Raw genomic sequence first — 25,345 nt, forward strand, 5'->3', positions numbered from 1 at the left:
TTATTTCTCAGCTACAATTGATACCAAACCTTTAAAAGCTCCCGGCACCGCTCCTTTAACTAACAACTCATTATTGGCGGCATCCACACCCATAATTTCTAAATTATGAACAGTAACTTTTTGGCCACCCATTCGACCGGCCATGCGCATACCCTTACGGACATGTTGCACTCCACCAGCACCGATTGAACCCGGCATACGAGATTGATCTTTATGGCCGTGACTAGAAGGATGACCCTTAAAACCATGGCGCTTAACCACACCTTGAAAACCTAAGCCTTTGGCCTTAGCAGTTATAGCCACCTTATCACCTAATTGAAACTGATTAACATCCAAAACCTGGCCAATTTCTAAATTAGTTTCCGTCGGAATATCAAACTCTTGCAAATGCCTTAAATTTTTACCTACAGCCTTAAGATGACCTTGCAAGGGTTTGCTAACTTTCTTCTTTTCGGCAAAACCGACCTGAACCGCTCTGTAACCATCTTTATCATCTTCTTTAATTTGAGTAACCCAACAAGGCCCAGCTTTTAACCTAGTTACAGCCACTGCTTGGCCGTCTGGTAAAAAGAGACGTTCCATATTCTGTTTATGAGCAAGAATCAATTTAGACATAAATACTTTAAGTACTAAAAAACCGCTTAACTTATCTTAATGTAAAACAATAACCAACTTGACTGACTGCTCCAATAAGTAAACGGTTTCATAAATATTTTCTGATTTAGTAGCTGTGAATTTAACTTCTAAGTTGGTAATTATACTCCTAATAACCCTTATTTTTAAATTGGCTAGCTAGCGATTGCAGGTTTGTTTTCTTGGGAAAACACCGTACACAAGGCCAAAGCTAAAGGGTCACCAATTAATTCTACATTTTTATCTCAACATCGACACCGGCTGGCAAATTAAGGTTGGTTAAACCATCAATGGTTTTGGCTGTTGGATCCAGTATATCCAAAAGCCTCTTATGTATTCTCATTTCATATTGTTCCCGAGCGTTCTTATGAACAAAACTGGAACTATTTACGGTATAACGCGTTAATTCGGTTGGTAAAGGTATTGGTCCAACCACTCTGGCACCAGTCCTTTGAGCTGTTTCCAAAATCGTGCGCATGGCTTGATCAATAATTTTATGGTCATAAGCTCGAATTTTTATTCGAACCCTAGACTTACTTTCCTCTTCTGACGCGGGTTTATTAACCTTATTGTCTGTCGTGTTAGTTACCATACCGCAATTAAATCTTTTATTTTAAGTAAAGAGCTATTTTATAAATTATTTAACAATAGCCGATACCACACCAGCGCCGACGGTTCGACCGCCTTCACGTATGGCAAAACGTTGGGTAGCTTCCAAAGCTACTGGTGAAATTAACTTAACGTTAATTTTAAGTTTATCGCCCGGCATAACCATTTCCGTACCTTCTGGCAAAATAACTTCACCTGTTACATCGGTTGTTCTAATGTAAAACTGAGGCTTATAACCTTTTAAGAATGGTGTATGACGACCGCCTTCATCTTTAGTCAAAACATAAATCTCAGCTTCAAATTCAGTATGTGGAGTAACCGTACCTGGTTTGGCCAAAACCTGACCTCGTTCCACATCGTCCTTTTTTAAACCCCGCAAAAGCAACCCGGCATTATCACCAGCTCGCCCCTCATCTAACTGTTTATTAAACATTTCAATACCAGTCACCACAGTCTTTTGAGTGTCTCTTAAACCAATTACTTCAACTTCATCATTCAACTTTAAAATACCACGCTCAATACGGCCAGTTACCACCGTACCTCGGCCTTCAATAGAAAAAATATCTTCAATCGGCATTAAGAAAGTTTTGTCCACTTCGCGAGTTGGCTCGGGAATATATTCATCTACTTTATTAACCAATTCCATAATAGACTGAACATAAGGATCATCAGCTTTACCAGCCTTAGCCGCTTCCAAAGCCTTTAAAGCGCTACCGCGAATAATTGGGGTAGTATCACCAGGAAATTCATATTTCTTAAGCAAATCCCTAACTTCTTCTTCCACCAAATCAATTAAATCTTTATCATCCACCATGTCAACTTTATTCAAAAAAACCACAATATAAGGCACACCTACCTGACGAGCCAATAAAATATGCTCGCGAGTCTGAGGCATTGGACCATCAGCCGCCGACACAACTAAAATAGCGCCGTCCATCTGGGCCGCACCAGTAATCATGTTTTTTACATAATCAGCGTGACCTGGACAATCCACGTGAGCGTAATGCCTCTTGCCTGATTCGTATTCAACGTGAGCGGTATTAATAGTAATACCACGAGCCTTTTCTTCCGGAGCATTGTCAATCTGATCGACTGACTTGTCCTGAGAAGCATGGCCACCCAACTTAAGTACCTGCAACAAAGCCGCGGTCAAAGTAGTTTTGCCGTGGTCAACGTGACCGATAGTACCGATATTAATATGCGGTTTAGAACGGTCAAATTTGTCTGCCATATTGATTAACTCCTTTACGGCCCTAACTTATCCTGTTTTATTAGATTAACAGGCGCTAAGTTTAGCCAAAAATAATATCTAAAAAAAATATTTAATAATTTAGTAGCTTGCTTACTCTAGCACGACTTTAAAACTTTAGCAAGTCCCCCCTTAAGGACCTTTAGATTGGTTCGGGGTAATACTCGTCATCATTACTTAACCCGCCAACTAAACCACCTATTTCCTCCACCTCACCTAATTTAGACTGCGGTAAAGCAATTGGTTCGACTGGTTTACTTTTAGGTGGCCGACCGCGCTTCTTAGTAGCTGAAGGTGCTAAAGAATTTTTAATAGGTAACGAATCAAGATTTTTTTTACCTTTTACTAAAGCCTCATAATGTTCCAAAGAAGTCAGAATTAAAGTTTGACCAGATGGTAATATTACCACCACTTTATCACTGACTGGTCCTAGTAATGCAGCTAAACGTTGCCAATCCAAAACCTCTGACATAAATTAACTCTTAGCTTTATCGCCGATTATGGTTTCGGCTACGTGCCGAGGCACTTCAGCGTAATGATCAAACTCCATAGTATTAGAACCACGGCCTTGGGTCATTGACCGAAGATTAGTGGCATAGCCGAACATTTCCGATAAAGGCACCAGAGCATCCACCACTTTGGCGTTAGTTCGATCACGCATTTCTAATATTTGACCTCGTTTGGAATTTAAATCACCAATTACATCACCCATAAAATTTTCCGGCATAACAACTTCTATTTTCATAATCGGTTCTAAAATAACCGGAGTAGCTTGCCTAAAAGCCGACTGAAAAGCCATAGAACCAGCAATTTTAAAAGCCGCTTCGGAAGAGTCCACATCATGATAACTACCATCGTAAACAGCCGCCTTAATATCGACCACTGGATAACCGGCCAAAATACCATTTTCTAAAGCTTCTTTAATACCTTTTTGGATAGCTGGGATAAATTCACGAGGAATCACACCGCCTCTAACTTCATCAATAAATTCAAAACCTTTACCAGTTTCATTCGGCTCTACCCTTACCCAACAATGACCATATTGACCATGGCCACCAGATTGACGGATATATTTACCTTCCGCCTGAGCGATTTTAGTAATAGTTTCTTTATAAGCCACCTGGGGACGACCAACATTAGCCTCCACCTTAAACTCGCGTCTCATTCTATCAACAATCACATCTAAATGTAATTCACCCATTCCCCAAATAATTAACTGACCTGTTTCTTCATCGCTGCGTACCCGGAAAGTTGGATCTTCTTCGGCTAACTTCTGCAAAGCTATGCCCATTTTTTCCTGATCAACTTTAGTCTTAGGCTCAATAGCCAAAGAAATAACTGGCTCAGGAAAAGTAATGGATTCTAAAATTACTGGATTAGCTTCATCGCACAAAGTATTACCAGTGGTTGTAACTTTTAAACCAACCGCCGCCACTATGTCACCAGCATAAACCTCTTGCACATCTTCGCGACTATTGGCATGCAAACGGACAATCCGACTAATTCTTTCTCGTTCACCATTGGTTGAATTCAAAACATAAGAACCAGACTTTAAAGTACCAGAATAAACCCTAAAAAAGGCCAGCTTACCTATAAAAGGATCGGCGGCGATTTTAAAAGCCAAAGCAGAAAAAGATTCTTTGTCATCTGTGCCACGCTTAACCTCTTCTTCTGTACCAGGTTTAAGTCCTTTAATCGGCGGCACTTCCAAAGGTGATGGCAAATAATCTATAACCCCATCCAACAAAAATTGAACACCTTTATTTTTTAAAGCTGAACCACAAAATATCGGCACGATTTTATTAGCAATACAAGCCTGCCGTAAAACCTTTTTTAAATCGGCTACTGGAATTTCTTTGCCTTCTAAATAAACGCTTAATAATTTATCATCATGCTCGGCTATGGCTTCAATTAATTTATGGCGATATTCTTCCACTTTGTCTTTCATGTCTTCGGGCACGGCTATCTCTTCCCATTCTTTACCCATATCATCTTTATAAATAACTGCTTGACGAGTAAGTAAATCTATAATGCCAGTAAAAGTTTCGGCCGCGCCAATTGGTAATTGAACTGGAAAAGCACTTTTAGTTAAACGTTCGTGAATGGAAGCAACATCAGCATAAAAATCAGCACCCATACGATCCATTTTGTTTATAAAGGCCAAACGTGGCACTTTGTATTCATCAGCATAGCGCCAATTAGTTTCCGATTGTGGCTCTACACCAGCTACACCATCAAAAACCACTACACCACCATCTAAAACGCGCATACTACGTTTAACTTCCACAGTAAAATCAATATGACCCGGTGTATCTATTAAATTAATTTGATGCCCTTTCCAAAAACAAGTGGTAGCGGCGGCGGTTATAGTAATACCTCTTTCTCTTTCTTGTTCCATCCAATCCATAGTAGCTTCACCTTCATGAACTTCGCCAATTTTATGTTTTTTGCCAGTATAAAACAAAATACGCTCGGAAACGGTTGTTTTACCAGCATCAATATGAGCAATTACCCCTATATTACGTACTTTATCCAAACTGTATTCACGAGCCATAATAGATAAATCAAAAATTAAAAGTCTTCACCCAAGGCCTAACCGCTTTGGGCAGTAAGTTTATTATAAAAAATAACCAATAACGATTAACGAACTACCCATCTTAAGCAAAATGAGCAAAAGCACGGTTGGCTTCGGCCATACGATGCACATCCTGTTTTTTCTTAATGGCATCACCTTCATTGTTAGCAGCCGCCATTAATTCCTCGGCCAATTTTAAATGTGTCGGGCGGCCCTTTTTGGCTCGAGTAGCAGTAATTATCCAACGCATGGCCAAAGTTTGCTTGCGATCTCCCCGAACTTCAATGGGCACTTGATAATTAGCCCCACCTACTCGGCGGCTTTTTACTTCTACTTGAGGAGAAACGTTCTTCATAGCCTCATCAAACAAATCCAAAGGTGGCTGTTTGGTCTTTTTTTCCATTTCCGCCAAAGCTTCATACATTATTTTTCTGGCTACGGTTTTTTTACCGCGTTCCATCAAATGATTTATAAACTTGGCCAACACTACACTGCCGTATTTAGGATCTGGTTCAATTACTCTTTTAATTGCTTGCTTTTTGCCTCTCATAAATAATCTTAAGCTTAGGATTTAGGTTTTTTAACGCCGTATAAAGAACGACCTTGTTTTCTGTTTTCTACTCCCGAAGTATCATAAACTCCCCTAACAATATGATAACGAACACCTGGTAAATCTTTTACTCGGCCACCCCGGATTAAAACAATAGAGTGCTCTTGTAAATTATGCCCCACGCCCGGAATATAAGCGGTTACTTCCATACCATTAGACAGGCGAACACGGGCGATTTTCCGCAAAGCTGAGTTAGGTTTTTTTGGTGTCGTAGTAGTTACCTTAACGCAAACCCCTCTTTTAAAAGCGCTACCCTTAGATAAATAAGTACGCTTGCGCCTTTGGACATTAAAAATAGATTCCAAGGCTGGAGTTTTGGATTTTTTAGGTAAAGTCTTGCGACCTTTACGCAATAACTGATTTATCGTAGGCATAAATTTATAATACTTTTTGGAGCCTTAAGGATTAACCTTTAAAAGATAAAAAAACAGCTCCACCCAACTATTTATATACGGCTCGGAGTGTAACAAGTATTAAGCCGAACGTCAAGTCAAGCCTTAAATAAGCTCACAAGTCCAATTTTATTTATAACTTCTTTAAAATTTTTAAAATAAACTACCCGGTGCCACAGCCAATTGAAGCAAAAATTCCATAATCGGCCTTAACCAATCAAACAGGAATAAAATAAAGAAAAACAAAACAAAAATACCGTATTTTTCCAACCACAATTTAAAACCATACCATTTATCCGGTAATAAAACATACAAAATTTTGGAACCATCCAAAGGCGGAATAGGCACTAAATTAAATACGGCCAATAAAATATTAGCGTAAATAACAATAGTTAAAAAATTAGTCAAACTACCCAAATTAACTAACTGAACTACCAAACCTAAAACAAAAGCCACCAGTAGATTAATTACCGGACCAGCCCCACCCACTAAAGCACTGCCCCACTTTTGCGCCCGTAAAGCCAAAGGATTAAAAGGTACCGGCTTGGCATAAGCAAACAAAAAACCACCGCCCGACACAAAAAACAGCAAAAAAGGTAAAAACAAAGTTCCCCAAGGATCAATATGGGGCACTGGATTAATAGTTAATCGGCCAGCTAAACGCGGTGTCGGGTCGCCCAAACGATCGGCCATCCAAGCGTGAGCGTATTCATGTAAAATAGCTGACGGGATAATAACTATTAAGAAAAAAACCATTTCTAAACTGGACATATAACTTGACGAATAAACTAATAATGCTATACTAAGCTAGTTTTAAAACTGTCTTGGTAAGTAATACTATAACTTAAATTTAAGCTAATTTCAATCATTTTATGGCTAGAACTTGCGATAAGTGCGCCCGCGGCTATTTAAAAGCCTTGTCGCGCAGTCACTCCAATATACCAACCCTTAAGCGCCAACATATTAATTTGCAAAGCAAAGTAGTAGATGGTAAAAGGCAAAAACTTTGTACTCGTTGTATTAAGGGTTTAAGCAAAAAATCTAATTAGTTCATCTAATTTTCCTTCAAAGTCTCTGCTCCATCAGAGACTTTTTTGATTAAAAAATAACTAAAAACAAATTGACAAAAGGCCTGTTGAATAATAAAATTGACAATATCTTAGCTAAAATTACAGCAACTATTTTATGACTTCTGTCAGTTCTGTCCGCCAAGCTTATTTAAATTATTTTAAGCAACAACAACATGCTGTTGTGCCTTCGGCACCGCTAGTACCAGACAACGATCCTTCCACCTTATTTACCTCGGCCGGCATGCAACCAATAATCCCCTACCTAATGGGCACTAAACATCCTTTAGGCAGTCGCTTGGTTAATTCACAAAAATGTTTTCGCACTCAAGATATCGACGAAGTCGGTGACAATCGACACACAACCTTTTTTGAAATGTTGGGTAATTGGAGTTTGGGAGATTATTTTAAAAAAGAACAAATTCATTTTGTTTTTGATTTTTTGGTTAATCATATAAAACTTAATCCCGAGCGTTTATATGTTACAATTTTTCGCGGCGACCCTAACCTTAAAATTGACCAAGATACCGAAGCGGCCGATTTATGGAAAAATGAATTTGCCACTGTCGGACTAACCGCTTTAACCGTGCTTAATCCAGAAACAGAAGGTCTAAAAGACGGCCGAATATTTTTTTATGATGATAGTAAGAATTGGTGGTCCCGGGCTGGTCAACCACAAAATATGCCAGTCGGCGAACTAGGCGGGCCAGATTCAGAAATTTTTTGGGATTTTGGTGCTGATTTAAAACTGCACGAAAACTCAGCTTGGCAAAATAAACCTTGCCACCCTAATTGCGACTGTGGCCGGTTTATGGAAATTGGTAACAGTGTTTTTATGCAATATGCAAAAACTCCAAACGGGTTTGCCCCCTTACCGCAAAAAAATATTGACTTCGGCGGCGGTTTGGAAAGAATTACAGCGGCCGCTAACAACCAACCGGACATTTTTAAATTAGATGTTTTTAAAGAAGCTTTAACAATCTTAGAAAAACTAAGCAAGCACACTTATAAGCAAGACGAAATTACCGCTAAATCTTTTAGAGTAATTTTAGATCATTTAAGGGCTGTAACTTTTTTGCTGAACGACAATGTTTTACCCAGTAATAAAGACCAAGGCTATTTTACCCGCCGGCTAATCCGCCGAGCCGTACGCTACGCTAACTTAATCGGCCTTAATGAGCCTTTTACCGATAAATTAATCAAAACTTTTATCAACGTTTACGCCAACGATTTTCCCGAACTTAAAGACCGCCAAGACTCTTTGATAAAAGAAATTTCCAAAGAAGAAACTAAATTTTTAACAACCATTAATAAAGGACTGAACGAATTTAAAAAAATCACCATTACTAATAATACGATAACCGGCCAGGACGCTTTTAACTTATTCGCCAGCCACGGCTTTCCTATTGAAATGACGGAAGAAATTGCCACTGAACAAGGCTTTAAAGTAGACAAAGAAACTTTTTATAAATTACTTAAAGAGCATCAAGATAATTCCCGCACCGCCTCCATAGGCAAATTTCAAGGTGGTTTAGCTGATCACGGTGAATTAACCACTCGCCTGCACACCGCTACTCACTTAACTCTGCAAGCTTTAAAACAAGTTTTAGATCCACAAATCCAACAAAAAGGTTCTAATATTACACCCCAAAGATTGCGCTTGGATTTTTCTTATCCTAATAAAATAACACCAGAGCAAATAAACCAAGTAGAAACCATAGTTAATGAGCAGATAAAATTAAACCTGCCGGTTGTTTGTAAAGAAATGACTTTAGATGAAGCCAAAACTTTAGGAGCCACTGGCGTATTTGAAAATAAATACGGCGCTAGAGTAAAAGTTTATTCAGTTGGTAATTTTTCCAAAGAAATTTGCGGCGGTCCGCATGTTACCGCTACCGGTGAGTTGGGTACTTATAAAATAACCAAAGAAGAAGCTTCCTCGGCCGGCGTTAGGCGTCTTAAGGCTGAATTACTATAAAATCACCATGAAAATATTAATTACTAAATACTCTTGGGTAATTAACTAAGAGTATTTTTCTGATATCATAAACAATATCCTTTTATTATTTTTAAATATTAATAGTAACTTTATGAGAATAAATAATAAAAAAATGAGAGTAGCGGTTATTGGTCTAGGTAAACAGAGTTTGGAAGATCATGTACCAGGTATAATTGGTTCCAGGGAAGCTGAGTTAATTTCAGTTTGTGATATTAACTCAGAAATCGTTGAAAAAATATCCCAAAAATACAAAGTACCTGGCTATAGTGACTCAGAAAAGATGTTAAATAATGAAAAACTCGATTTCATTCTTGTATCAGTACCTCATTATGCATACCAAACAATAGTTGAATCTGCTATAAAACATAAAATAAATATCATTAAAGAAAAACCCTTTGCTATTGATCTAAAATCTGCCAAAAAAATTGTTGAATCGGCTAATAATAACGGTGTCCATATTTTAACTACCGTACAAAGGAGGTTTAATCCTATATTTACAACTTTTTTACAACTAGTAAATAAAATAGGTAAAATTTCTTTTTTTGAAGGTCGCTACACCTTTTTTACTCCCGACCCAGATGGTGGTTGGCGAGGTCAAAAAAAATTAGCTGGCGGAGGATGCTTAATTGATATGGGTTATCACATGATTGACCTAATAATATGGTATTTTGGTATGCCTGATAAAATATTTGCAGAAATGTCAGCTACAGCTAAAGAAAACTGCGACTATGATGCCGAGGACACAGCCTCTTTAACTATGAAATTCGACAAACAAGAAATTTGGGGAAACCTTTTCATTTCCAGAGTGGTCCCGCCCAAAAACGAAATATTTCGAGTAGTAGGCACTCGCGGTATAATTGAATTAGAACGGGGTCGACTTGAAAGATTTTCCTCTGATGGTAAAAGTCTAGAAAAATTGTTAAGGGAAAACTCGTGGCCCTCTGCCTTTTCTGATCAGATTGATTACTTCGCTAAAGTAATCAAAGGTGAAGACAAAAACTTTCAAGGAAATAACTACCATATACAACATATGGCGTTAATCGAAGCAGCTTACGAATCAAACATAACTGGCAAATACATTGATCCTCATAAATATTTTATATCTTAATCTATTATGAAAAATAACTCTATTTTAGCTCTACTTGGCGGGCGACCAATAATTAAAAATAAAAGCAACTTTAATTGGCCGATAATAAATAAAGAGATATTACAAATTGTAAAAAAACAAACCAAAGAAACTATTTCAATTTATAATCGTTCTGGAATTTTTGAAAAATTTGAAAATCGTTTTGCTGAATATCACAACCTAAAATACGCCTTAGTCGGTAATTCGGGTACAACCTCAATCTATACTATGTATGTAGCAGCGGGTTTAGGAAAAGGAGACGAAGTTATATGCCCGGCGTATACCTTTTTTGCTACCGTCAGTCCATTATTATTTACTGGTGCTACACCGATATTAGCCGACTGTGACGAAAACGGTAATATTAATCCAAAAGAAATTAAAAACTTAATAACTAGTAAGACAAAAGCGATTGTTGTAACTCATATGTGGGGAATCCCCGCCCAAATGGAAGAGATCAAAAAAATAGCTGAAAAAAATAAGTTACTCTTATTAGAAGACTGCTCCCACGCTCATGGGGCTAGTATAAACAATAAAAAAGTTGGTAGTTGGGGTAATATGTCGGCTTGGAGTTTACAAGGACAAAAAATAATAACTGGTGGCGAGGGTGGAATTTTTACTACAAATAATCCTGAATTCTATTACCGTGCCTTATTGTTAGGGCACTATAACAAACGATGCAAGCAAGAAATTCCGTCAACTCATCCACTTTATAAATTTTCAGTTACTGGTATGGGTCTTAAATTTAGAGCTCATCCCTTAGCAATTGCTATAGCTGATTACCATTTACAGAATTTAGATAAATGGTTATCTATAAAAAGACGCTATGCCACAAAACTAATTAATAGTTTAAAAAAATATAAAGCTTTGCAACCACCAATAATACCAAAAAATGTATTGCCTAGTTGGTATGCTTTAGTCTGGCGATATCAAGCTAACCAACTCGGTAATATTCCAATCAATACATTATATAACGCCTTACAAGCAGAAGGTTTAACAGAATTCGATTTACCTAATTCAACATGCCCTCTTAATAAACTACCATTACTACAAAACCCTCATTTATTATTTCCCCAATTGTATCCCAATAAAACAATGTATAAACCTGAACAATTTCCCAATGCTGAAAAATTCTATAAACAAGCTATAAAATTATCAATTTGGGTTAACCCTTCTGATAAAAAAATTATAGGTCAGTATATTGACGGTTTTAAAAAAGTACTACATAATTATCGGGATCTACAAAAAATGTCCTAAGTTTTATTATCTATATGACTAGAAAAAAAAACATAATTCAGCGTATCGTTGTTGCTGGTCTATTGCTTAAAAAAAATAAGGTTTTATTAGTACAAAGATCTTTTAAAGAAAAAATATTTCCTAACCTATGGGAAATTCCTTCGGGTAAAAAAGAACTCGGCGAAACAACTATACAGGCTATGCAAAGAGAATTTAAAGAAGAAACAAGTTTATCTATATCCTGCTTAAATCCTTTTTCGATATTTGATTATAAAATTAATAAAAATAATGAAATAAGGGAAACTACTCAAATAAATTTTTTGGTAAAATTAATCAATGATAAAAAAATAAAGATAAAACTTAGTAAAGAGCATACGGATTATAAATGGGTGGGTTCGGGAGATATAAATAAACTATACATATCAAAAGAAACAAAACAAATATTAAAAAAAATTTTAAGGAGTAAAAATGAATAATAAAAATATTGGAGCGGTAATTACTTTAGTAAATACAGGAAAAAAGATTGGCCCTTATTTCATAGGTGTATCACTAGAGGCAATCAAAAAAAAGTTCTCTAATAAAATAATTAACAACAACTTCGAAATAGTAGAAATTGACACAATTCATATTAAAAATCTACCGGGATATAATAAGGCACTAGAAAAAATAAACAACGGCGATAGTGCTACCATTATTATTTAAGGGGGTTATATGTTTTACTATTTTTTAAAACTAGATCTAATTAATCTGGAAAAAAAAATACTAGAAATATTAGAAGAAATTAAAAAGATTGGTGAAAAAATTGGTGAAAGTTGTGAGAGTGGCGCTGATACCTGGCATGATAATTTTGATTATGAAGAAGGTATGCGCCAAATGCATATGGTGTCTAGTCATTTAAAACAACTGACCAATATAAGAAACAAATCAAAAATCATAACACCAACCAAATCTAATGATAAAGTTAGTATAGGAAAAACAGTTGTCTGTTTAATTAACGATGAAGAATTTTCTTATACTATTAGTAGTTATATGCTACTAGAAGAAAATGAACCCGCAGAAAAAAACAACAAAAAAATCTCCTATATATCCCCTATGGCTAAATTATTAATTAATCACTCTATCGATGATACTTATGAAGGGGTAATTAATGGAAAAATTAAAAAGTTAAAAATTATCTCAATCAGCTAACATAAGGCTCCCCTAAAGGAGCCTTTTAATTTAAAATTTTTACAAAATAAATTAAGGACAGATTTATATCTGTCCTTTAAATAATTTAAATTTATCAATAATTATATCGCTTATTTCTTTTACTGACTCCATTGGCCTACCATTATTTTTGATATTTAACCAACGACCTCGGTTCTTTAAAGCCAGTTTATTATATATGTTTTGTCTTTTTTGAAAAACCCTTAAATCCACCGCGGAAACCTCCTCTCCTCTACCAACAATTCTATTTTTTAAAATTTCTTTCTTTACATCCAAAAAGAAAGTTAAATTAGGTCTCCTTAATTTTTTTAGAGATTGTTCAAGCCATTTAAATAAATACTCCGGATTACTGCCAGGATAATCATCAATAATTTTAGGAATCTGGCAAGCAAATATTGAATCAATATGCCTTTCCTTAATAATAACCTTCCCCTCTTTTAAGGCTGGACCTATCTCCAGTTCATCTTGAGAATAAAGATCAGAGATAACATACATTGTTTCTGTAAGAGCACTTGGTCCACATGTATTTAATCTAAAAAATTTATTTTCCCCAAGAATTTTCTTTATAAAATTACCTAAAACATTAGAAGAAAATTCTGATACAACTACCACCGGCACCTTACGATTATCTAATTCTCGCAAAAGAAGCTTTAGTATTTCTGACTTACCAGAGGCATCTTGCCCCTCTAAAGAAACTAATAATCCTTTTTCCATATAAACTCCTTATATTTTAAATAACTTTTTTAAAAGATTATACTTTTTGCCTAATATTGTCAAATTGATAGATTAATGCTATAATTTATCAATTAACCATAACTTTATGGACAACTTAGAAAAATCCGCACCCAATAATCCGGGAATGTACGATTGGCTTCTAGCCCAACAGAAAGACAGTTTAATAGATCCTAAACAAACTGAAAAATTATTAAAAGAAAACGAGGAAAAACAAGATCGTTTAAAAAAATATAGATTGCCCACCTATGCTACTACCGGAACCCATTCTTCATTAGAAGAAGCTATCTCCTACATACCAGAAAATAAATGGGGTGTTGAAAAATTCTTAGTACGTTGTGTACCCAAAAATAATGGGGGTTTAAAAATTCAGAGATGCAGAAATATAAGCTTAGAAGAAGTAATAAATTTTGTTAACAATCTACCAGAAGGTAAAAATAATTATTTCGTAGAAATAAGAGAGCATTGGGAGCCAAATTATTCTGGAACTATAATATCAGATGGTGATGGCTCTACGGTTATTGAACAAGTTAAAGGAAGTCATGCTAATTTAGAAAATCAATCAATAGCTACCCCAACTATTAATCCAGAAACTGGTATCAAAAAATTGGAGATAAATAACAATAGATTCGACTTACATTTTGTAAGCCAAGGCGAACCCAACTTGGAAGAAAAAAATATAATGCTTGAAGCATTAAGATATTTTACCCCCGAAATAAATAGAAAAAAATTGGAAAAACTCAAGGTTTATACCGAATATTGTTTCTCTAATAAATATGGCTATAGATTTATTGACATAGCCGACAACGACTATTGGACAAATCTGAAAAAGAAAAAGTATAGTATAGATTAATTAACACACTAAAACCACTGCCTTAAAAATCTAATAGTCAATTTAGCAATCATCGGCCTATCCAAATATCTTAGACTTTACCTAAGATATTTTTATTTAAGTAAAAAAATAAGGTGTTAATTCTTGAGTACTGGATTATGAGTACTGTATAAGAATTAACACCTAAACACTAGAAGAAACATCGCTATTTTGCATTTTTACCTAGACATTATTTTGAGAACTATATTTTTATTTTACGTACACCATTTTTTTGGTGCTGACATAGTTGCCTGCAACCAAGCGGTAGATGTAGGTACCGCTGGCTAGATTTTCAGCAGTAAAACTATATTCATAGTTCCCGACTGACTGATATTCGTTTACCAAAACTGTAACCTGCTGACCGAGTATATTATATATTGTCAGAGTAACATTAGAAGATTTTGGTATGGAATATCTAATCTTGGTTGAAGGATTAAACGGGTTGGGATAATTTTGAACTAACTGATATTCAACAGGAATACCTTCAATAACTTCTACCCCAGTAGTTTTATCAACCTTCAAGTTGTAACTTAAAGTATCTGTACCACCCTTACCGTCTGAAGCTAATACCTTAACAATATAGTTACCGGTATCTTGACTGCTAGGCATTCCAACTACACAACAATTATCAATTGTTAAGAACGAAGGTCCTTCAATAATTGATAAGGTAACTTGGTCGCCATCTGGGTCTACTACTTGCAAAGCTTGAGAATACTGTGAATCAGCGTAAGCTATGGAATCAGAAATTGTTTCAGTAAAGTAAGGCTTTACGTTATCGCAGCGCCACATTTGTAAACCGCCGCCCCAATAAGTATTACCATTCTTGGTTAAGCTATAAATAAGATCGTTATAACCTAATTTCTGTTCCAAAAACCAAGTTTTACCGCCGTCCAGACTTCTTAGAATACGCATATTAGCTTCCCTGGTGTCGTGATTAAAATATTGACCAACCATAACTATATTATTAGAATCAACAACATATACGGGCTTAGTAAGAGAAATCGTTAGCAAAGAAATTTCTGATATTACTTGCCAAGTTTGCCCACCGTTGGTAGTTCTGTATACCCAAGTATTACTTTTGCCAAGTTCAGTTCTAGAAGAAAAAAGCAATCCTTCGGTATCATTAAAAAAATGAATTTGTTTAATCAGTTCTTCTGGATGATAAGAAAAACCATATTCTTGCCAGGTTTCACCCATATCACTGGTAACATACAATTCATAACCATTTGATAAGAATCCTCTACCAGTAGAAAGCATCCATATTTCTTGCCAACCGCCTTTAGGTTTACCAACTTCTTTGTATGTCCAAGTTAATCCACCGTTAGTAGTTTTCCAGAACAAGCCCTTAGCACTAACGGAATCTGACCAGAAAAAGGAAGCGTTGTTACCACCACATGCAAAGCCGACTTGAGTATTAAACCAAAATGTACGATGAGCTTTACCGTCGGTTGTGCCGTTATCTACTTTTTGCCAATTAACACCAGCATCAGTAGTTTTGTAAAAGTAACCCTGATAAGGACCTTGATAAGTTGTTATCCAACCTATTTTGTTGTCTATGAAGGTTACCCCGCGGGAAGACAGCCAGATTAAATCCCAGGTTGCCTTTAACTGCCAGGTTTGGCCGCCATTAGTAGTGTGGTAAAAACCAAAACCGCTGGCAGTGGCTGTACCGTTTAATGAATCGGCAAAAGCGACTTCTTCTATCCAAAGATTGTCACCATGCGTTACTTGTGTCCACTGAGCGTTTATAACGCCAGCGAACAACAATACGAATACTGCTATTACTAAGCGTTTCATTTTTGTCACCTTTTATTTATTGTTATTAATTTTTTAATTTACTGTTTTAGAAATTGTTATTTTAAGAAAGAAGATTGAGAATTAGTTAGGGAGAGTTATTAACCCCTCCTAACCTCCCCTTTCCGCCAGCCGGCGGACTAAGGGGAGGAGTAATATTCTTTCTTAAAACAACAATGTTGGTTTTTTGAGGTCCTTCTCACCCTTCGGGTGATCAGGATGACATATTATTTGTTTTTAAAGTCTTAGGTAATTTAGATCCTTCACTGCGCTTACGCTTCATTCAGGATGACAGACTTTTTTAATTTATATTTATTTCGACTGTCATTTATATTTTAATTGATTTTTTATTGTTTAACATTGCATTATACAGCCAAATAGCCAATTTGTCAATCCCTATGGAACCAATACTACCCTATTTAGGCTAATATTAGACAAAACTCAAATCCCTGCTATTTAAATAGCAGGGATTTTTAAAGATTTTTACAATATTACTGGATTTCAACAATATTTTTAGGAATTACTACAGTAGGTGCTTGATTATTAACTTGGAAAGTCTGATTAAGCGTCGTAGAATTTCCAGCATTATCAACAACATCTATTGAAAAACTATGACTACTACCATTATTATCACCATAAGCATAGCTCCCCCAACATTTAGTAGCGTCACAACTACAACTACCTAATTTATTACCAAGAGTTGGATTTTTTAAAAGACAAGTCGCGTTTGAAACGCCAGACAAACTATCACTAAGATACACTTCAAAAGCCGGAGCATTAGAAGAAGTCGAAGTGGCAACTTGCAAATTACCAGAAGAACCAGCTTTTACAGTGCTCTTTATGGGCGCGACTTTATCTATATTAGTAATATTCACCGTGGCTGTAGCTGTATTGCCTGCCCTATCCCGACCGCACAAATACAAAGAACCGTTAGCAGAATAAGTTAAAGCCCAAATAACCCGACTACCACCAGAATAATATAAACTACCGCCCGAAGTACAGGTAGCATTAAGACTATTACTCCCGATAGAATACCGAGCGTCTTTAATATCAGACGAAGCATTTAAAGCCACATCAACATTGCCATCAGTCCAGCCACTAGGTGTAGGAGTGCCAGAAACACTAGGCGAACTTGTTTTATAAAATACTGCGCCCGAAGTGGTAGAACTACAACCAACTGTATTACAAGCCCCTACAGCATCTACATAACTACCTTCCCCATAACTTGCCGAAATGCTATTAGAGGCGCCGGCAGTACTGGAGTATTTATAAACACCATTAAAATAAATATAGTGATTATAATAAGTAGCACCTACAGAACCATTACACTGGAAAGTCATTGGTGAAACATTGGTATAACCAGCATCAGCGTCGGAGTTAGCATTAGTAACTGTAACGCTACTACAAGTTGTAGGTGCGGCACCTACAGTTATACTATCCGAGGCACAAGAAGAATTACCAGCCCCGTCCATATATTCCACGCTGGCATATTGGGTACCCGTGCCGGGCAAAGTTATGGAAACCGCACTGGGACCATCCAAAGCGCCATAATTAGAAGCTACGGCTGTACCCAAACAAGAACTATTGGTAAAAACTTTATACTGCTGACACCCCACTATACCATTAGGCGGAGCGGCCGCGGCTCTGGCTTCGGAAATTAAACCCAACCAAGATAATAATTGCCCAGCCAAGGCGTAAGTTTTACCAAAAGGTAAATAAGCTACCCCACCACCAGAATAACTATTATCCGAACAAGTCATATTCAAAGTGACATTTTGACTAGAAGTCGTAGCCGCCCCATTGTTTATAGCTGCTGTAACAACCGGCGGTGTAGTATCTAAAAAAATACTGTCACTAGCACAAGCAGTTAAACCAACATTATCTTTTACCTCAGTACTAACATATTTAGGGCCATCACCACTGCTTAAAGTAACAGTAGCGCTACCATTGGAACCAGTACCAGTAGACACTGGAGTACCACTACAACCAGCTGTGTTGGCAAAAATTTTATAACTGGCACAACCGCTACCTGAATCTGAACAGCTAATTGCTACGCTGTTAGAGGTTGTTGGTGTAGTATCCCAGCCGCCACTTATGTTTACATAACCGGTAGGAGCCGTGGTATCACAATTTGGTTTATAAACTGAATTGCTAGTGGCGCTAGAAGTATAACTATGAGCCGGTACGCTAGAGACAACAGTATAAGTATAATTGCCAGCGGCCGGACAGCTAGCATCGTTTAAAGAAAAAGAAGATTCATAAGTACTGCCCCTAGAAACCGCCCCAACATAAGAACCATTACGGTAAACAGCAAAATTCAAAGGATAAGAACCAGAACCGGTAAACCAACTAATCTGAATAGTTGAGCCATAAGCCGTAGCGGTTACGCTGTTAGCCGGCGCCGGAGCTAAATAATAATGTTTACACTCTGTACTACTCCACACGCCACCTATGTCCTTAGCTTTAGTACAAGTAACTGTGTCGGCTCCGGTGGAAGTAAAAGACCAAGGATTAGCTACGGTAGTACTAGGCGTACAAATACTGCCGTACTGCGAAGCACAACCTAAAACTTGAGAAACTGCTATGTTGTCAGCATAACTTATGCTGACCGTCATACTATTACCAATAGTAGAAGGGTTAGGCGACCAAGAACTTATATAAGGTGGCGATTGATCACAACTGGCTGTAGAACCAGATACAGTGGCCGCACTAGTTTCTACATAAATATCCTGTGGCACGGCTCGAGCAACATTAAGAATACCTAACCACCCTAAAGCTTTAAGCCAGATACTATCTTTATAAACCACGTTAATGTAATGCTTATAAGCAGAAACATTGAAAGTATAAAAAGTACCACAAGTTAAACCAGAATAAGTATAACTAGTACTACCAGCACTTAAAGAAATTTTAGCGCCACCTTCACGCCACACATAATAACCATCTTCGTTAGTAGCATTATCGTTCCAAGTTAAACCAACTGAAGTGGTAGCTATATTATTCATTATCAAATTAGAGGGCGCAGCATTGGGCGGTGAGTTATCCGGACAAACACTGGTACTAGGGCTAACTGAATTAGAAGAAGCTACCTGACCAGTAGTAGTGTTATAAGCCTGTACATAATAGGAATAACTGGTGCCACATAAAAGACCGCTAACCGTATAAGAAGTAGTATTAGCACCTAGGGTAGCAATCGGCGTATTGTAAGGCGGATTATACACTTTGTAACCCTGCTCGTTGGTATTGGGATCGTTCCAAGCCAAATTAATGCTAGTTTGTCCGCCAGCCGAGCCAGACAAGGAAGGGCCAGTCATAGTGGGGCAAGTAGCTGGCGTGGCATAAACAGTATTGGAATAACCAGTAGTACCGTAAACATCTTCGGCTAATACCCTAAAAGAATGCTGGCCACAAGGTAAACCCGTAACATCTTTATATGACCAAATAGTAGAATAGTAAGAACCATTTTTATACAAATACATGTAATCGGTATTTTCGTGTATATTGGAAACGTTTATCCTAACACTGGTAGAACTGGTAACTGTGGCCGAAATAGTTGGCGGAACAAATAACGGCGCGGCCTTAACTGTATCCAATAATAAAAAAACACCGACCGCTATACTTAAAGTAATGGCGGCGATTGAAAATAGCTTATTCCCCCTGATCATAAATTTTATTTTTTAAGGGTTAAGATAACTGAATTATAGCATATTATCAAAAGGAAAGCAACTCAAATAAAAATAGAATTAAAGGGTTAAAATATTGGAACTAAAATCTATTTTTTCTATTCTAAATTCCAGACCCGAACTTAAACCTTTGACATCTTTAGCCAATACTTAGTAAAATATAGATATCTTATTAATTTAATTTAGCCTGACTGATTAATCTAAAATCAGCTTGGGCCAACTAATAGATTACGCCTATGAATGAATTCACACCTAATGCGCCGGCCCCTAAGCGCAACACCACTTTAATAATGGTGGTGGTAGTGGTGGTAGCCATTATCCTTTTGGCTTTGGGTTATTATTTAACCAGTAATCAAACTGGCACCGAAAACACACCAGCTAACAGTGAACAAACTGGTGAGCAAGCCGGTGACAGCCTACCTATGCCAGAAGAAGTCTTTTCTTATGTCGGTGAAGTTACAACTGTTGGCGAAAACGAATTAACTGTTTTGGCTAAACCAGTAGTTAATTATTTAACTGCTGATACCAGTTTAACAGTAACTACTAACGAAGAAACTCAAATTGTTAAACGGACTATTCCTAAAGTTTTACCCGAGGATGGCAATGTAGCCAACTTGTTCAAACAGGAAACCGTAACTTTGGACGATGTTAAAACAGGCGACCAAGTAACTGTAGTTTCGGCTACTAATATTAAAGGCCAAACCACCTTTACTGCCTCCAGGGTGGAAGTGTTGAACATACAATAAACCCATCAAACAAAAACCGAAAACAAAAACCTCTGGGGAAACTTGGAGGTTTTTGGTAATCTCTTACAAAATTCCTAATTCTGATTGCTTTAGTAATCGTCCCGCGTAGGCAAAGTCTGTTGTGATAACATACAGAACCATCATTGCGAACCATTCACCCTCATTGTCATTACGAGAGAGTAAAACGACCGAAGCAATCTCTGGGTCCCCAATTACCACGTCGGCCTTAAGGCCTCCTCGCAATGACAAATAAATTGTTATGGCTTAGTTACTCTTTAATCATTGTGAGCCACAGATCAAGCAATCTAGCCTGCCACGTCTTCTCCGCCAGTTGGCGGATCGACTCGCAGTGACATAATGGTTTATAGTTTTATTTTATATTTCAACTTCCAACTTCTATCTATTAACAGTTGATTTTTCCTATTTAAACCGCTAAAATGAATGCTACAATATATTTAAACTTTATCATTAAATAAGATAATTTTATGTCTTCCCTACTGTGGATAATATTAGCCGCTGTGGCTATAATAATTTTTTGGCTAGTCGGCACTTATAATCGCCTAGTCACTCTTAAAAACCGTAGTGAGGAGGGTTGGAGCGACATAGATGTCCAATTAAAAAGGCGCCATGATTTAATACCTAACTTAGTAAATACGGTTAAGGGTTATGCCAGCCATGAAGCCAGTGTTTTTACCGAAGTTACTAAAGCCAGAACCGCTGCCTTGTCGGCCGGTACCATAGGTGAAGTACAAGCGGCCGAAAATCAACTAAGTCAGGCTTTAAAAAGTTTATTTGCCGTAGCCGAAAGTTATCCGGAATTAAAAGCTAGTGTTAATTTTTTACAATTGCAGGATGAACTAAGCGATACAGAAAATAAAATCCAGGCTGCCCGGCGCTTTTATAACGGACTGGTTCGCGATCTTAATACAGCCTTAGAAACCTTTCCTTCCAATTTAGTGGGTAATGTTTTTAAATTTAACAAACGAGAATTTTTTGCCGCTGATGAGGTGGAAAAAGAAAATGTGGAAGTAAAATTCTAAACGTTAATCGCTACTCGCTAACTACCAACCATAAATAAAGATTACGAGTAGCCAGGCAGCGACTAACGAATTTCGATATGTATAACCAAATTACCTCCAACAAACGAAAAACCTGGCTTTTGCTGATATTATTTTTTGGCGTCATTTTAGCCTTGGGCTACGCCTTTGGCTATTACTATGGCGATGTTGTAGGTTTGCTTAGTTTAGCCGGTTTAATTGCCATAATTATGACTTTAGTCGGCTACTACGGTGGTGACAAAGTGGCCTTAGGATTAGCTGGCGCCAAAATTACCACCAAACAAGACAATCCTTACTTATGGCGTTTGGTAGAAAACTTATGCCTAAGCCAAGGCCTGCCCATGCCCAAAGTATATGTTATGCCCGAAGGAGCCATAAACGCTTTTGCCGCCGGCCGGGATCCTAAACATGCTTCCCTAGCCGTAACTCAAGGCGCTTTAACCAAACTAACTAACGAAGAACTAGAAGGCGTCTTGGCTCACGAACTTTCCCACATAAAAAACTTTGACATTAGATTGGCCACCTTGGTAATTGTCTTAGTTGGTTTAATTGCTATTATGTCTGATATTTTACTGCGTTCGCATTTATTCGGTTCCCGCCGTAGCAGCAACAACAATCGCCAAGGCGGTGGACTGATTATGATACTGGGATTAATCCTAGCAGTGCTATCTCCTTTAATTGCTCAGCTTATTAAGCTGGCTATTTCCAGAAAACGAGAATTCTTAGCCGATGCTTCCGCTGCCCTAATGACCAGATATCCCGAAGGCTTGGCCAACGCCCTTAATAAAATTGCCAACGACACTACTCCTTTAACCAAAGTTTCGCCAGCTACCCAACATCTTTATTTGGCTGCCCCGTTTACTGGCAAAAAATTTATGAAACTTTTGGCCACTCACCCACCGATTGAGGCTAGGATTAAAGCCCTTAAACAAATGACCTAAAATTATCTCTTTGTTAAAAAGCGTCTAGTAGATAAAAATTTTAAAAAATAAAACAGCAGCCCTAATAAATCCAAAATCCTAATGCCTAAAACCCAAATAAATCCCAATACCCAATTGTTAAATTTTAGAATTTGGTTATTATTTAGATATTAGGATTTAAGATTTTAAATTTTTATATTAATTATGTTAGATCTTTTTTCCAAATTAACTTCCCATTATCAAAAAATTCTGGTTCAGGCTAAAGCCGAAGCTCAAAAAGACGGCCGCGGACAAATAGATATTAAAGATTTACTACTGGCTTTAACTTTAGAACAAGGCTCTTTGGCCGCGGAATTGGTTAACAAATATCAAAACCAGACTAAAACTTCTAAAATATTGGAAACTGATGCTAGCCCGGCTGACATAGAGGCTGTCAACCAAAAAGCACAACCAAAATCTGAAGAACTTTTGGAAATATTAAATAAAGGTTTGTCGCCAGCTGTTAAAAAAATAATTGAACAATCTGTTTTAATTGCCTGGCGCAACAAACATCGTTATATCGGCACCGAACATTTACTGCTCGCTTTAATTTCCGCCCCGGAACAAGAAATAAATGCCCTGTGGCAAGAAATCGAACTAGATACTAAAAATCTAAAAGATAATTTGCATCAAGCCCTTAAGGGTGCCGGACGTTTTGCCGAATTAACCGACAATTTAACAACCGAAAAAGAAACCGATGCTTCCAGTAATGCTACACCAGCTTTGGACTTTTTTTGCTTGGATTTAACCAATCTAGAAACGCAAAATAAAATTGATCCGGTCATCGGCCGGCACAAAGAAATTGACCGACTAATAAACATTCTCTCCAGACGCACCAAAAACAATCCGTTGTTATTGGGCGATCCCGGCGTTGGTAAAACCGCTATTGTAGAAGGACTGGCCAAACGCATTAACCATAACGACGTGCCCAACTGGCTGCTGGATAAAAGAATCCTATCCTTGGATTTGGGTCTGGTGGTGGCTGGCACTATGTATCGCGGTGAATTTGAAGGCCGTTTAAAACAAATTCTAGAAGAACTTAAAAATCATCCAGAGATAATCCTTTTTATCGACGAAATACACACCATCGTTGGCACAGGCTCAGCGCCTGGCTCTTTGGATTTGGCGAATTTAATTAAACCGGCCCTGGCCAAAGGTTTAATCCGCTGTATTGGCGCCACCACCCAAGAAGAATACAAAAAAAATATCGAAACCGATGCCGCTTTAGAGAGGCGTTTTCAAGTCGTGCAAATTGCCGAACCTACGCCAACGGAAACTTTGGCCGTACTGCAAGGTTTAAAAACCAACTACGAAAAATTCCATGGCGTTATAATAAGCGACCAGGCCTTGGAAGCAGCTGTAGAATATTCTCAAAGATATTTACCGGAAAAATTTTTCCCCGACAAAGCCATAGATTTAATCGACGAGGCCGCTTCGCGCTGCAAAAACAAAAAACCCGTACCGCCAGTCTTAATTAAAATTAAAGATCTGCAAGACAAAATCAAAAAAACCAATCAAGCTAAAGAAACAGCTATTGCCCAAGAAGACTTTGAATTGGCTAAAAAACACAAACAAACCCTAAAAATCTTAAATCAGAACTTAAGTAAACTTCAAACTACTGCCAAGCCTTCCGCCAAAGCTCTACCGATTATCGGCCGGACACAAATTGCCACCACCGTATCTTTTATTACCGGCGTACCTTTAACGGAATTAACCAATCAAACAAAAACTGAACTTAGTGCTTTAGAAAAAACCCTTAACCAAAAACTTATTGGTCAAACTGAAGCTGTTTTAGCGGTTAGTAAAGCTATTAAACGTAGTCGCCTAGGACTTAATAATCCAGGCCGTCCCATTGGCTCTTTTTTGTTCTTGGGTCCTTCGGGTGTGGGTAAAACCGAACTAGCCAAATTACTAACTGAAATAGTTTTTCAAGATCCCGCTTCCCTAATTAGGTTGGATATGTCGGAATTTGGCGAATCTTTTAACATGGCTAAACTGATTGGCGCGCCAGCCGGCTATGTTGGCTACAAAGACGGTAACAAATTAACCGACCGAGTAAAACGCCGGCCTTTTAGTGTGGTATTATTTGATGAAATAGAAAAAGCCCATCCTGATGTTTTTAATTTACTTTTGCAAATTATGGACGAAGGACATTTAACCGACGCTGGCGGTAAACAGGTTAATTTTAAAAATTCCATTATTATCTTAACTTCTAACCTTGGCCTAAAAGAACTAACCCAACAAGCTAAACTGGGTTTTACTGCTCAAGATAATTCCCACACTAAACAAATTAAGCAAACCCGACTGCAGGAAACTAAAGATAAGTTAATGGCCTCGGTTAAACAGTTTTTTAATCCTGAATTATTAAACCGGCTGGATGATATTATTGTTTTTAATCCTCTAAGCGAAAAAGATTTAGCCAAAATCGTTAAACTGCAAATAGCCGATTTTAATCAGCGATTAACCACCCAAAAAATCCCCAGTCAAATTGAACTTGATCTTAAAACTTCCAGACAAATTGCTAAATTAGCTTGGTCACCCGACCAAGGCGCCCGTGGTATAAAACGTTTATTACAAAATCAATTGGAAAACCAGTTAAGCGATTTATTGCTTAAAAATAAACTTAAAGAAAAAATAAAACTAAGCGTGGTCAAAGGACAGCTGAAACTGAATTAAAAATCCAAAAATACATACTTAAAATCCTAAAATTTAATATCTAAATCCTAAATAAATCCCAATACCCAAAATTAGTAATTAGGATTTGAGTATTATTTAGATATTAGGATTTAAAATTTGGGGTTTAATA

23 protein-coding genes are annotated in these 25,345 nt (G+C 37.3%); 12 read left to right on the plus strand and 11 right to left on the minus strand.

Translation table 11 applies throughout. The annotated features are described in order from the left end of the window. The 8 genes from rplC to KKC17_01035 form a co-directional block, all read right to left on the minus strand. Window positions 1-615, minus strand: coding sequence for a 50S ribosomal protein L3 (rplC, locus tag KKC17_01000; GenBank protein ID MBU1038803.1), 615 nt, complete (start codon window positions 613-615; stop codon window positions 1-3). A 250-nt stretch (window positions 616-865) separates the two neighbouring features. Continuing rightward, window positions 866-1,225 (minus strand): 30S ribosomal protein S10, encoded by a 360-nt coding sequence (rpsJ, locus tag KKC17_01005; GenBank protein ID MBU1038804.1) that lies wholly within the window; start codon window positions 1,223-1,225, stop codon window positions 866-868. Window positions 1,226-1,270: 45 nt separating this feature from the next. Further along, window positions 1,271-2,473, minus strand: a complete 1,203-nt coding sequence (gene tuf / locus KKC17_01010; protein ID MBU1038805.1) for an elongation factor Tu — start codon at window positions 2,471-2,473, stop codon at window positions 1,271-1,273. A 160-nt stretch (window positions 2,474-2,633) separates the two neighbouring features. Beyond that, complete coding sequence (locus KKC17_01015) at window positions 2,634-2,963, minus strand: hypothetical protein (protein ID MBU1038806.1); 330 nt, start codon at window positions 2,961-2,963, stop codon at window positions 2,634-2,636. 3 nt (window positions 2,964-2,966) lie between these two features. Next, the gene (gene fusA, locus KKC17_01020) at window positions 2,967-5,045 is read right to left on the minus strand and encodes an elongation factor G (protein MBU1038807.1); all 2,079 of its coding nucleotides are present in this window, start codon (window positions 5,043-5,045) and stop codon (window positions 2,967-2,969) included. Window positions 5,046-5,148: 103 nt separating this feature from the next. Continuing rightward, window positions 5,149-5,616 (minus strand): 30S ribosomal protein S7, encoded by a 468-nt coding sequence (rpsG, locus tag KKC17_01025; protein ID MBU1038808.1) that lies wholly within the window; start codon window positions 5,614-5,616, stop codon window positions 5,149-5,151. Window positions 5,617-5,630: 14 nt separating this feature from the next. Then, window positions 5,631-6,050 (minus strand): 30S ribosomal protein S12, encoded by a 420-nt coding sequence (gene rpsL / locus KKC17_01030; protein MBU1038809.1) that lies wholly within the window; start codon window positions 6,048-6,050, stop codon window positions 5,631-5,633. A gap of 171 nt (window positions 6,051-6,221) precedes the next feature. After that, on the minus strand, window positions 6,222-6,839 hold the full coding sequence (locus KKC17_01035; GenBank protein ID MBU1038810.1) for a site-2 protease family protein: 618 nt from the start codon (window positions 6,837-6,839) through the stop codon (window positions 6,222-6,224). A gap of 101 nt (window positions 6,840-6,940) precedes the next feature. Between KKC17_01035 and KKC17_01040 the strand changes: the two genes are divergently transcribed. From KKC17_01040 to KKC17_01070, 7 genes are all read left to right on the plus strand, one after another. Then, the gene (locus KKC17_01040; GenBank protein MBU1038811.1) at window positions 6,941-7,117 is read left to right on the plus strand and encodes a 50S ribosomal protein L28; all 177 of its coding nucleotides are present in this window, start codon (window positions 6,941-6,943) and stop codon (window positions 7,115-7,117) included. 136 nt (window positions 7,118-7,253) lie between these two features. Next, on the plus strand, window positions 7,254-9,113 hold the full coding sequence (locus tag KKC17_01045) for an alanine--tRNA ligase (protein ID MBU1038812.1): 1,860 nt from the start codon (window positions 7,254-7,256) through the stop codon (window positions 9,111-9,113). 112 nt (window positions 9,114-9,225) lie between these two features. Then, entirely contained in the window at window positions 9,226-10,242 is a 1,017-nt protein-coding gene (locus KKC17_01050) for a Gfo/Idh/MocA family oxidoreductase (GenBank protein MBU1038813.1), read from the plus strand. Between the two features lie 6 nt (window positions 10,243-10,248). Continuing rightward, a complete protein-coding gene (locus KKC17_01055; protein MBU1038814.1) occupies window positions 10,249-11,514 on the plus strand; it encodes a DegT/DnrJ/EryC1/StrS family aminotransferase in 1,266 nt (421 codons plus the stop codon). A 14-nt stretch (window positions 11,515-11,528) separates the two neighbouring features. After that, window positions 11,529-11,969, plus strand: coding sequence for an NUDIX domain-containing protein (locus KKC17_01060; protein ID MBU1038815.1), 441 nt, complete (start codon window positions 11,529-11,531; stop codon window positions 11,967-11,969). Continuing rightward, window positions 11,962-12,195 carry a hypothetical protein gene (locus KKC17_01065; GenBank protein MBU1038816.1) on the plus strand — a complete coding sequence of 78 codons (234 nt, stop codon included), beginning with the start codon at window positions 11,962-11,964 and terminating at the stop codon, window positions 12,193-12,195. The genes KKC17_01060 and KKC17_01065 overlap by 8 nt, the downstream gene beginning before the upstream one ends. A gap of 9 nt (window positions 12,196-12,204) precedes the next feature. Continuing rightward, a complete protein-coding gene (locus KKC17_01070; GenBank protein ID MBU1038817.1) occupies window positions 12,205-12,681 on the plus strand; it encodes a GreA/GreB family elongation factor in 477 nt (158 codons plus the stop codon). A 63-nt stretch (window positions 12,682-12,744) separates the two neighbouring features. On the opposite strand, the gene KKC17_01075 is transcribed toward KKC17_01070, so the two are convergent. After that, window positions 12,745-13,413: a deoxynucleoside kinase gene (locus KKC17_01075; protein ID MBU1038818.1), complete on the minus strand. Its 669-nt coding sequence runs from the start codon at window positions 13,411-13,413 to the stop codon at window positions 12,745-12,747. 106 nt (window positions 13,414-13,519) lie between these two features. On the opposite strand from KKC17_01075, the gene KKC17_01080 reads away from it, so the two are divergent. After that, window positions 13,520-14,284, plus strand: coding sequence for a hypothetical protein (locus tag KKC17_01080; protein ID MBU1038819.1), 765 nt, complete (start codon window positions 13,520-13,522; stop codon window positions 14,282-14,284). 228 nt (window positions 14,285-14,512) lie between these two features. Here KKC17_01080 and KKC17_01085 read toward each other — a convergent pair whose 3' ends face one another. Both KKC17_01085 and KKC17_01090 read right to left on the minus strand, forming a co-directional pair. Further along, the gene (locus tag KKC17_01085; GenBank protein MBU1038820.1) at window positions 14,513-16,099 is read right to left on the minus strand and encodes a T9SS type A sorting domain-containing protein; all 1,587 of its coding nucleotides are present in this window, start codon (window positions 16,097-16,099) and stop codon (window positions 14,513-14,515) included. Between the two features lie 488 nt (window positions 16,100-16,587). Beyond that, complete coding sequence (locus tag KKC17_01090; GenBank protein MBU1038821.1) at window positions 16,588-19,758, minus strand: fibronectin type III domain-containing protein; 3,171 nt, start codon at window positions 19,756-19,758, stop codon at window positions 16,588-16,590. 254 nt (window positions 19,759-20,012) lie between these two features. Between KKC17_01090 and KKC17_01095 the strand changes: the two genes are divergently transcribed. The 4 genes from KKC17_01095 to KKC17_01110 all read left to right on the plus strand — a co-directional run bounded on the left by KKC17_01095 (window position 20,013) and on the right by KKC17_01110 (window position 25,215). After that, complete coding sequence (locus KKC17_01095) at window positions 20,013-20,522, plus strand: hypothetical protein (protein MBU1038822.1); 510 nt, start codon at window positions 20,013-20,015, stop codon at window positions 20,520-20,522. Between the two features lie 485 nt (window positions 20,523-21,007). Next, entirely contained in the window at window positions 21,008-21,562 is a 555-nt protein-coding gene (locus KKC17_01100) for a LemA family protein (protein ID MBU1038823.1), read from the plus strand. A 77-nt stretch (window positions 21,563-21,639) separates the two neighbouring features. Continuing rightward, window positions 21,640-22,521, plus strand: a complete 882-nt coding sequence (locus tag KKC17_01105) for a M48 family metalloprotease (protein ID MBU1038824.1) — start codon at window positions 21,640-21,642, stop codon at window positions 22,519-22,521. 183 nt (window positions 22,522-22,704) lie between these two features. Beyond that, window positions 22,705-25,215 (plus strand): ATP-dependent Clp protease ATP-binding subunit, encoded by a 2,511-nt coding sequence (locus KKC17_01110; protein ID MBU1038825.1) that lies wholly within the window; start codon window positions 22,705-22,707, stop codon window positions 25,213-25,215. The last annotated feature ends 130 nt before the right edge of the window (window positions 25,216-25,345 follow it).

Source organism: Patescibacteria group bacterium, assembly GCA_018817715.1.
Classification (GTDB): domain Bacteria; phylum Patescibacteriota; class Patescibacteriia; order Veblenbacterales; family UBA10138; genus JAHITT01.

Coding starts and splice junctions, on each gene's coding strand:
- rplC (MBU1038803.1), bottom strand. CDS start 615: ATGTCTAAATTGATTCTTGCTCATAAACAGAATATGGAACGTCTCTTT.
- rpsJ (MBU1038804.1), bottom strand. CDS start 1,225: ATGGTAACTAACACGACAGACAATAAGGTTAATAAACCCGCGTCAGAA.
- tuf (MBU1038805.1), bottom strand. CDS start 2,473: ATGGCAGACAAATTTGACCGTTCTAAACCGCATATTAATATCGGTACT.
- KKC17_01015 (MBU1038806.1), bottom strand. CDS start 2,963: ATGTCAGAGGTTTTGGATTGGCAACGTTTAGCTGCATTACTAGGACCA.
- fusA (MBU1038807.1), bottom strand. CDS start 5,045: ATGGCTCGTGAATACAGTTTGGATAAAGTACGTAATATAGGGGTAATT.
- rpsG (MBU1038808.1), bottom strand. CDS start 5,616: ATGAGAGGCAAAAAGCAAGCAATTAAAAGAGTAATTGAACCAGATCCT.
- rpsL (MBU1038809.1), bottom strand. CDS start 6,050: ATGCCTACGATAAATCAGTTATTGCGTAAAGGTCGCAAGACTTTACCT.
- KKC17_01035 (MBU1038810.1), bottom strand. CDS start 6,839: ATGTCCAGTTTAGAAATGGTTTTTTTCTTAATAGTTATTATCCCGTCA.
- KKC17_01040 (MBU1038811.1), top strand. CDS start 6,941: ATGGCTAGAACTTGCGATAAGTGCGCCCGCGGCTATTTAAAAGCCTTG.
- KKC17_01045 (MBU1038812.1), top strand. CDS start 7,254: ATGACTTCTGTCAGTTCTGTCCGCCAAGCTTATTTAAATTATTTTAAG.
- KKC17_01050 (MBU1038813.1), top strand. CDS start 9,226: ATGAGAATAAATAATAAAAAAATGAGAGTAGCGGTTATTGGTCTAGGT.
- KKC17_01055 (MBU1038814.1), top strand. CDS start 10,249: ATGAAAAATAACTCTATTTTAGCTCTACTTGGCGGGCGACCAATAATT.
- KKC17_01060 (MBU1038815.1), top strand. CDS start 11,529: ATGACTAGAAAAAAAAACATAATTCAGCGTATCGTTGTTGCTGGTCTA.
- KKC17_01065 (MBU1038816.1), top strand. CDS start 11,962: ATGAATAATAAAAATATTGGAGCGGTAATTACTTTAGTAAATACAGGA.
- KKC17_01070 (MBU1038817.1), top strand. CDS start 12,205: ATGTTTTACTATTTTTTAAAACTAGATCTAATTAATCTGGAAAAAAAA.
- KKC17_01075 (MBU1038818.1), bottom strand. CDS start 13,413: ATGGAAAAAGGATTATTAGTTTCTTTAGAGGGGCAAGATGCCTCTGGT.
- KKC17_01080 (MBU1038819.1), top strand. CDS start 13,520: ATGGACAACTTAGAAAAATCCGCACCCAATAATCCGGGAATGTACGAT.
- KKC17_01085 (MBU1038820.1), bottom strand. CDS start 16,099: ATGAAACGCTTAGTAATAGCAGTATTCGTATTGTTGTTCGCTGGCGTT.
- KKC17_01090 (MBU1038821.1), bottom strand. CDS start 19,758: ATGATCAGGGGGAATAAGCTATTTTCAATCGCCGCCATTACTTTAAGT.
- KKC17_01095 (MBU1038822.1), top strand. CDS start 20,013: ATGAATGAATTCACACCTAATGCGCCGGCCCCTAAGCGCAACACCACT.
- KKC17_01100 (MBU1038823.1), top strand. CDS start 21,008: ATGTCTTCCCTACTGTGGATAATATTAGCCGCTGTGGCTATAATAATT.
- KKC17_01105 (MBU1038824.1), top strand. CDS start 21,640: ATGTATAACCAAATTACCTCCAACAAACGAAAAACCTGGCTTTTGCTG.
- KKC17_01110 (MBU1038825.1), top strand. CDS start 22,705: ATGTTAGATCTTTTTTCCAAATTAACTTCCCATTATCAAAAAATTCTG.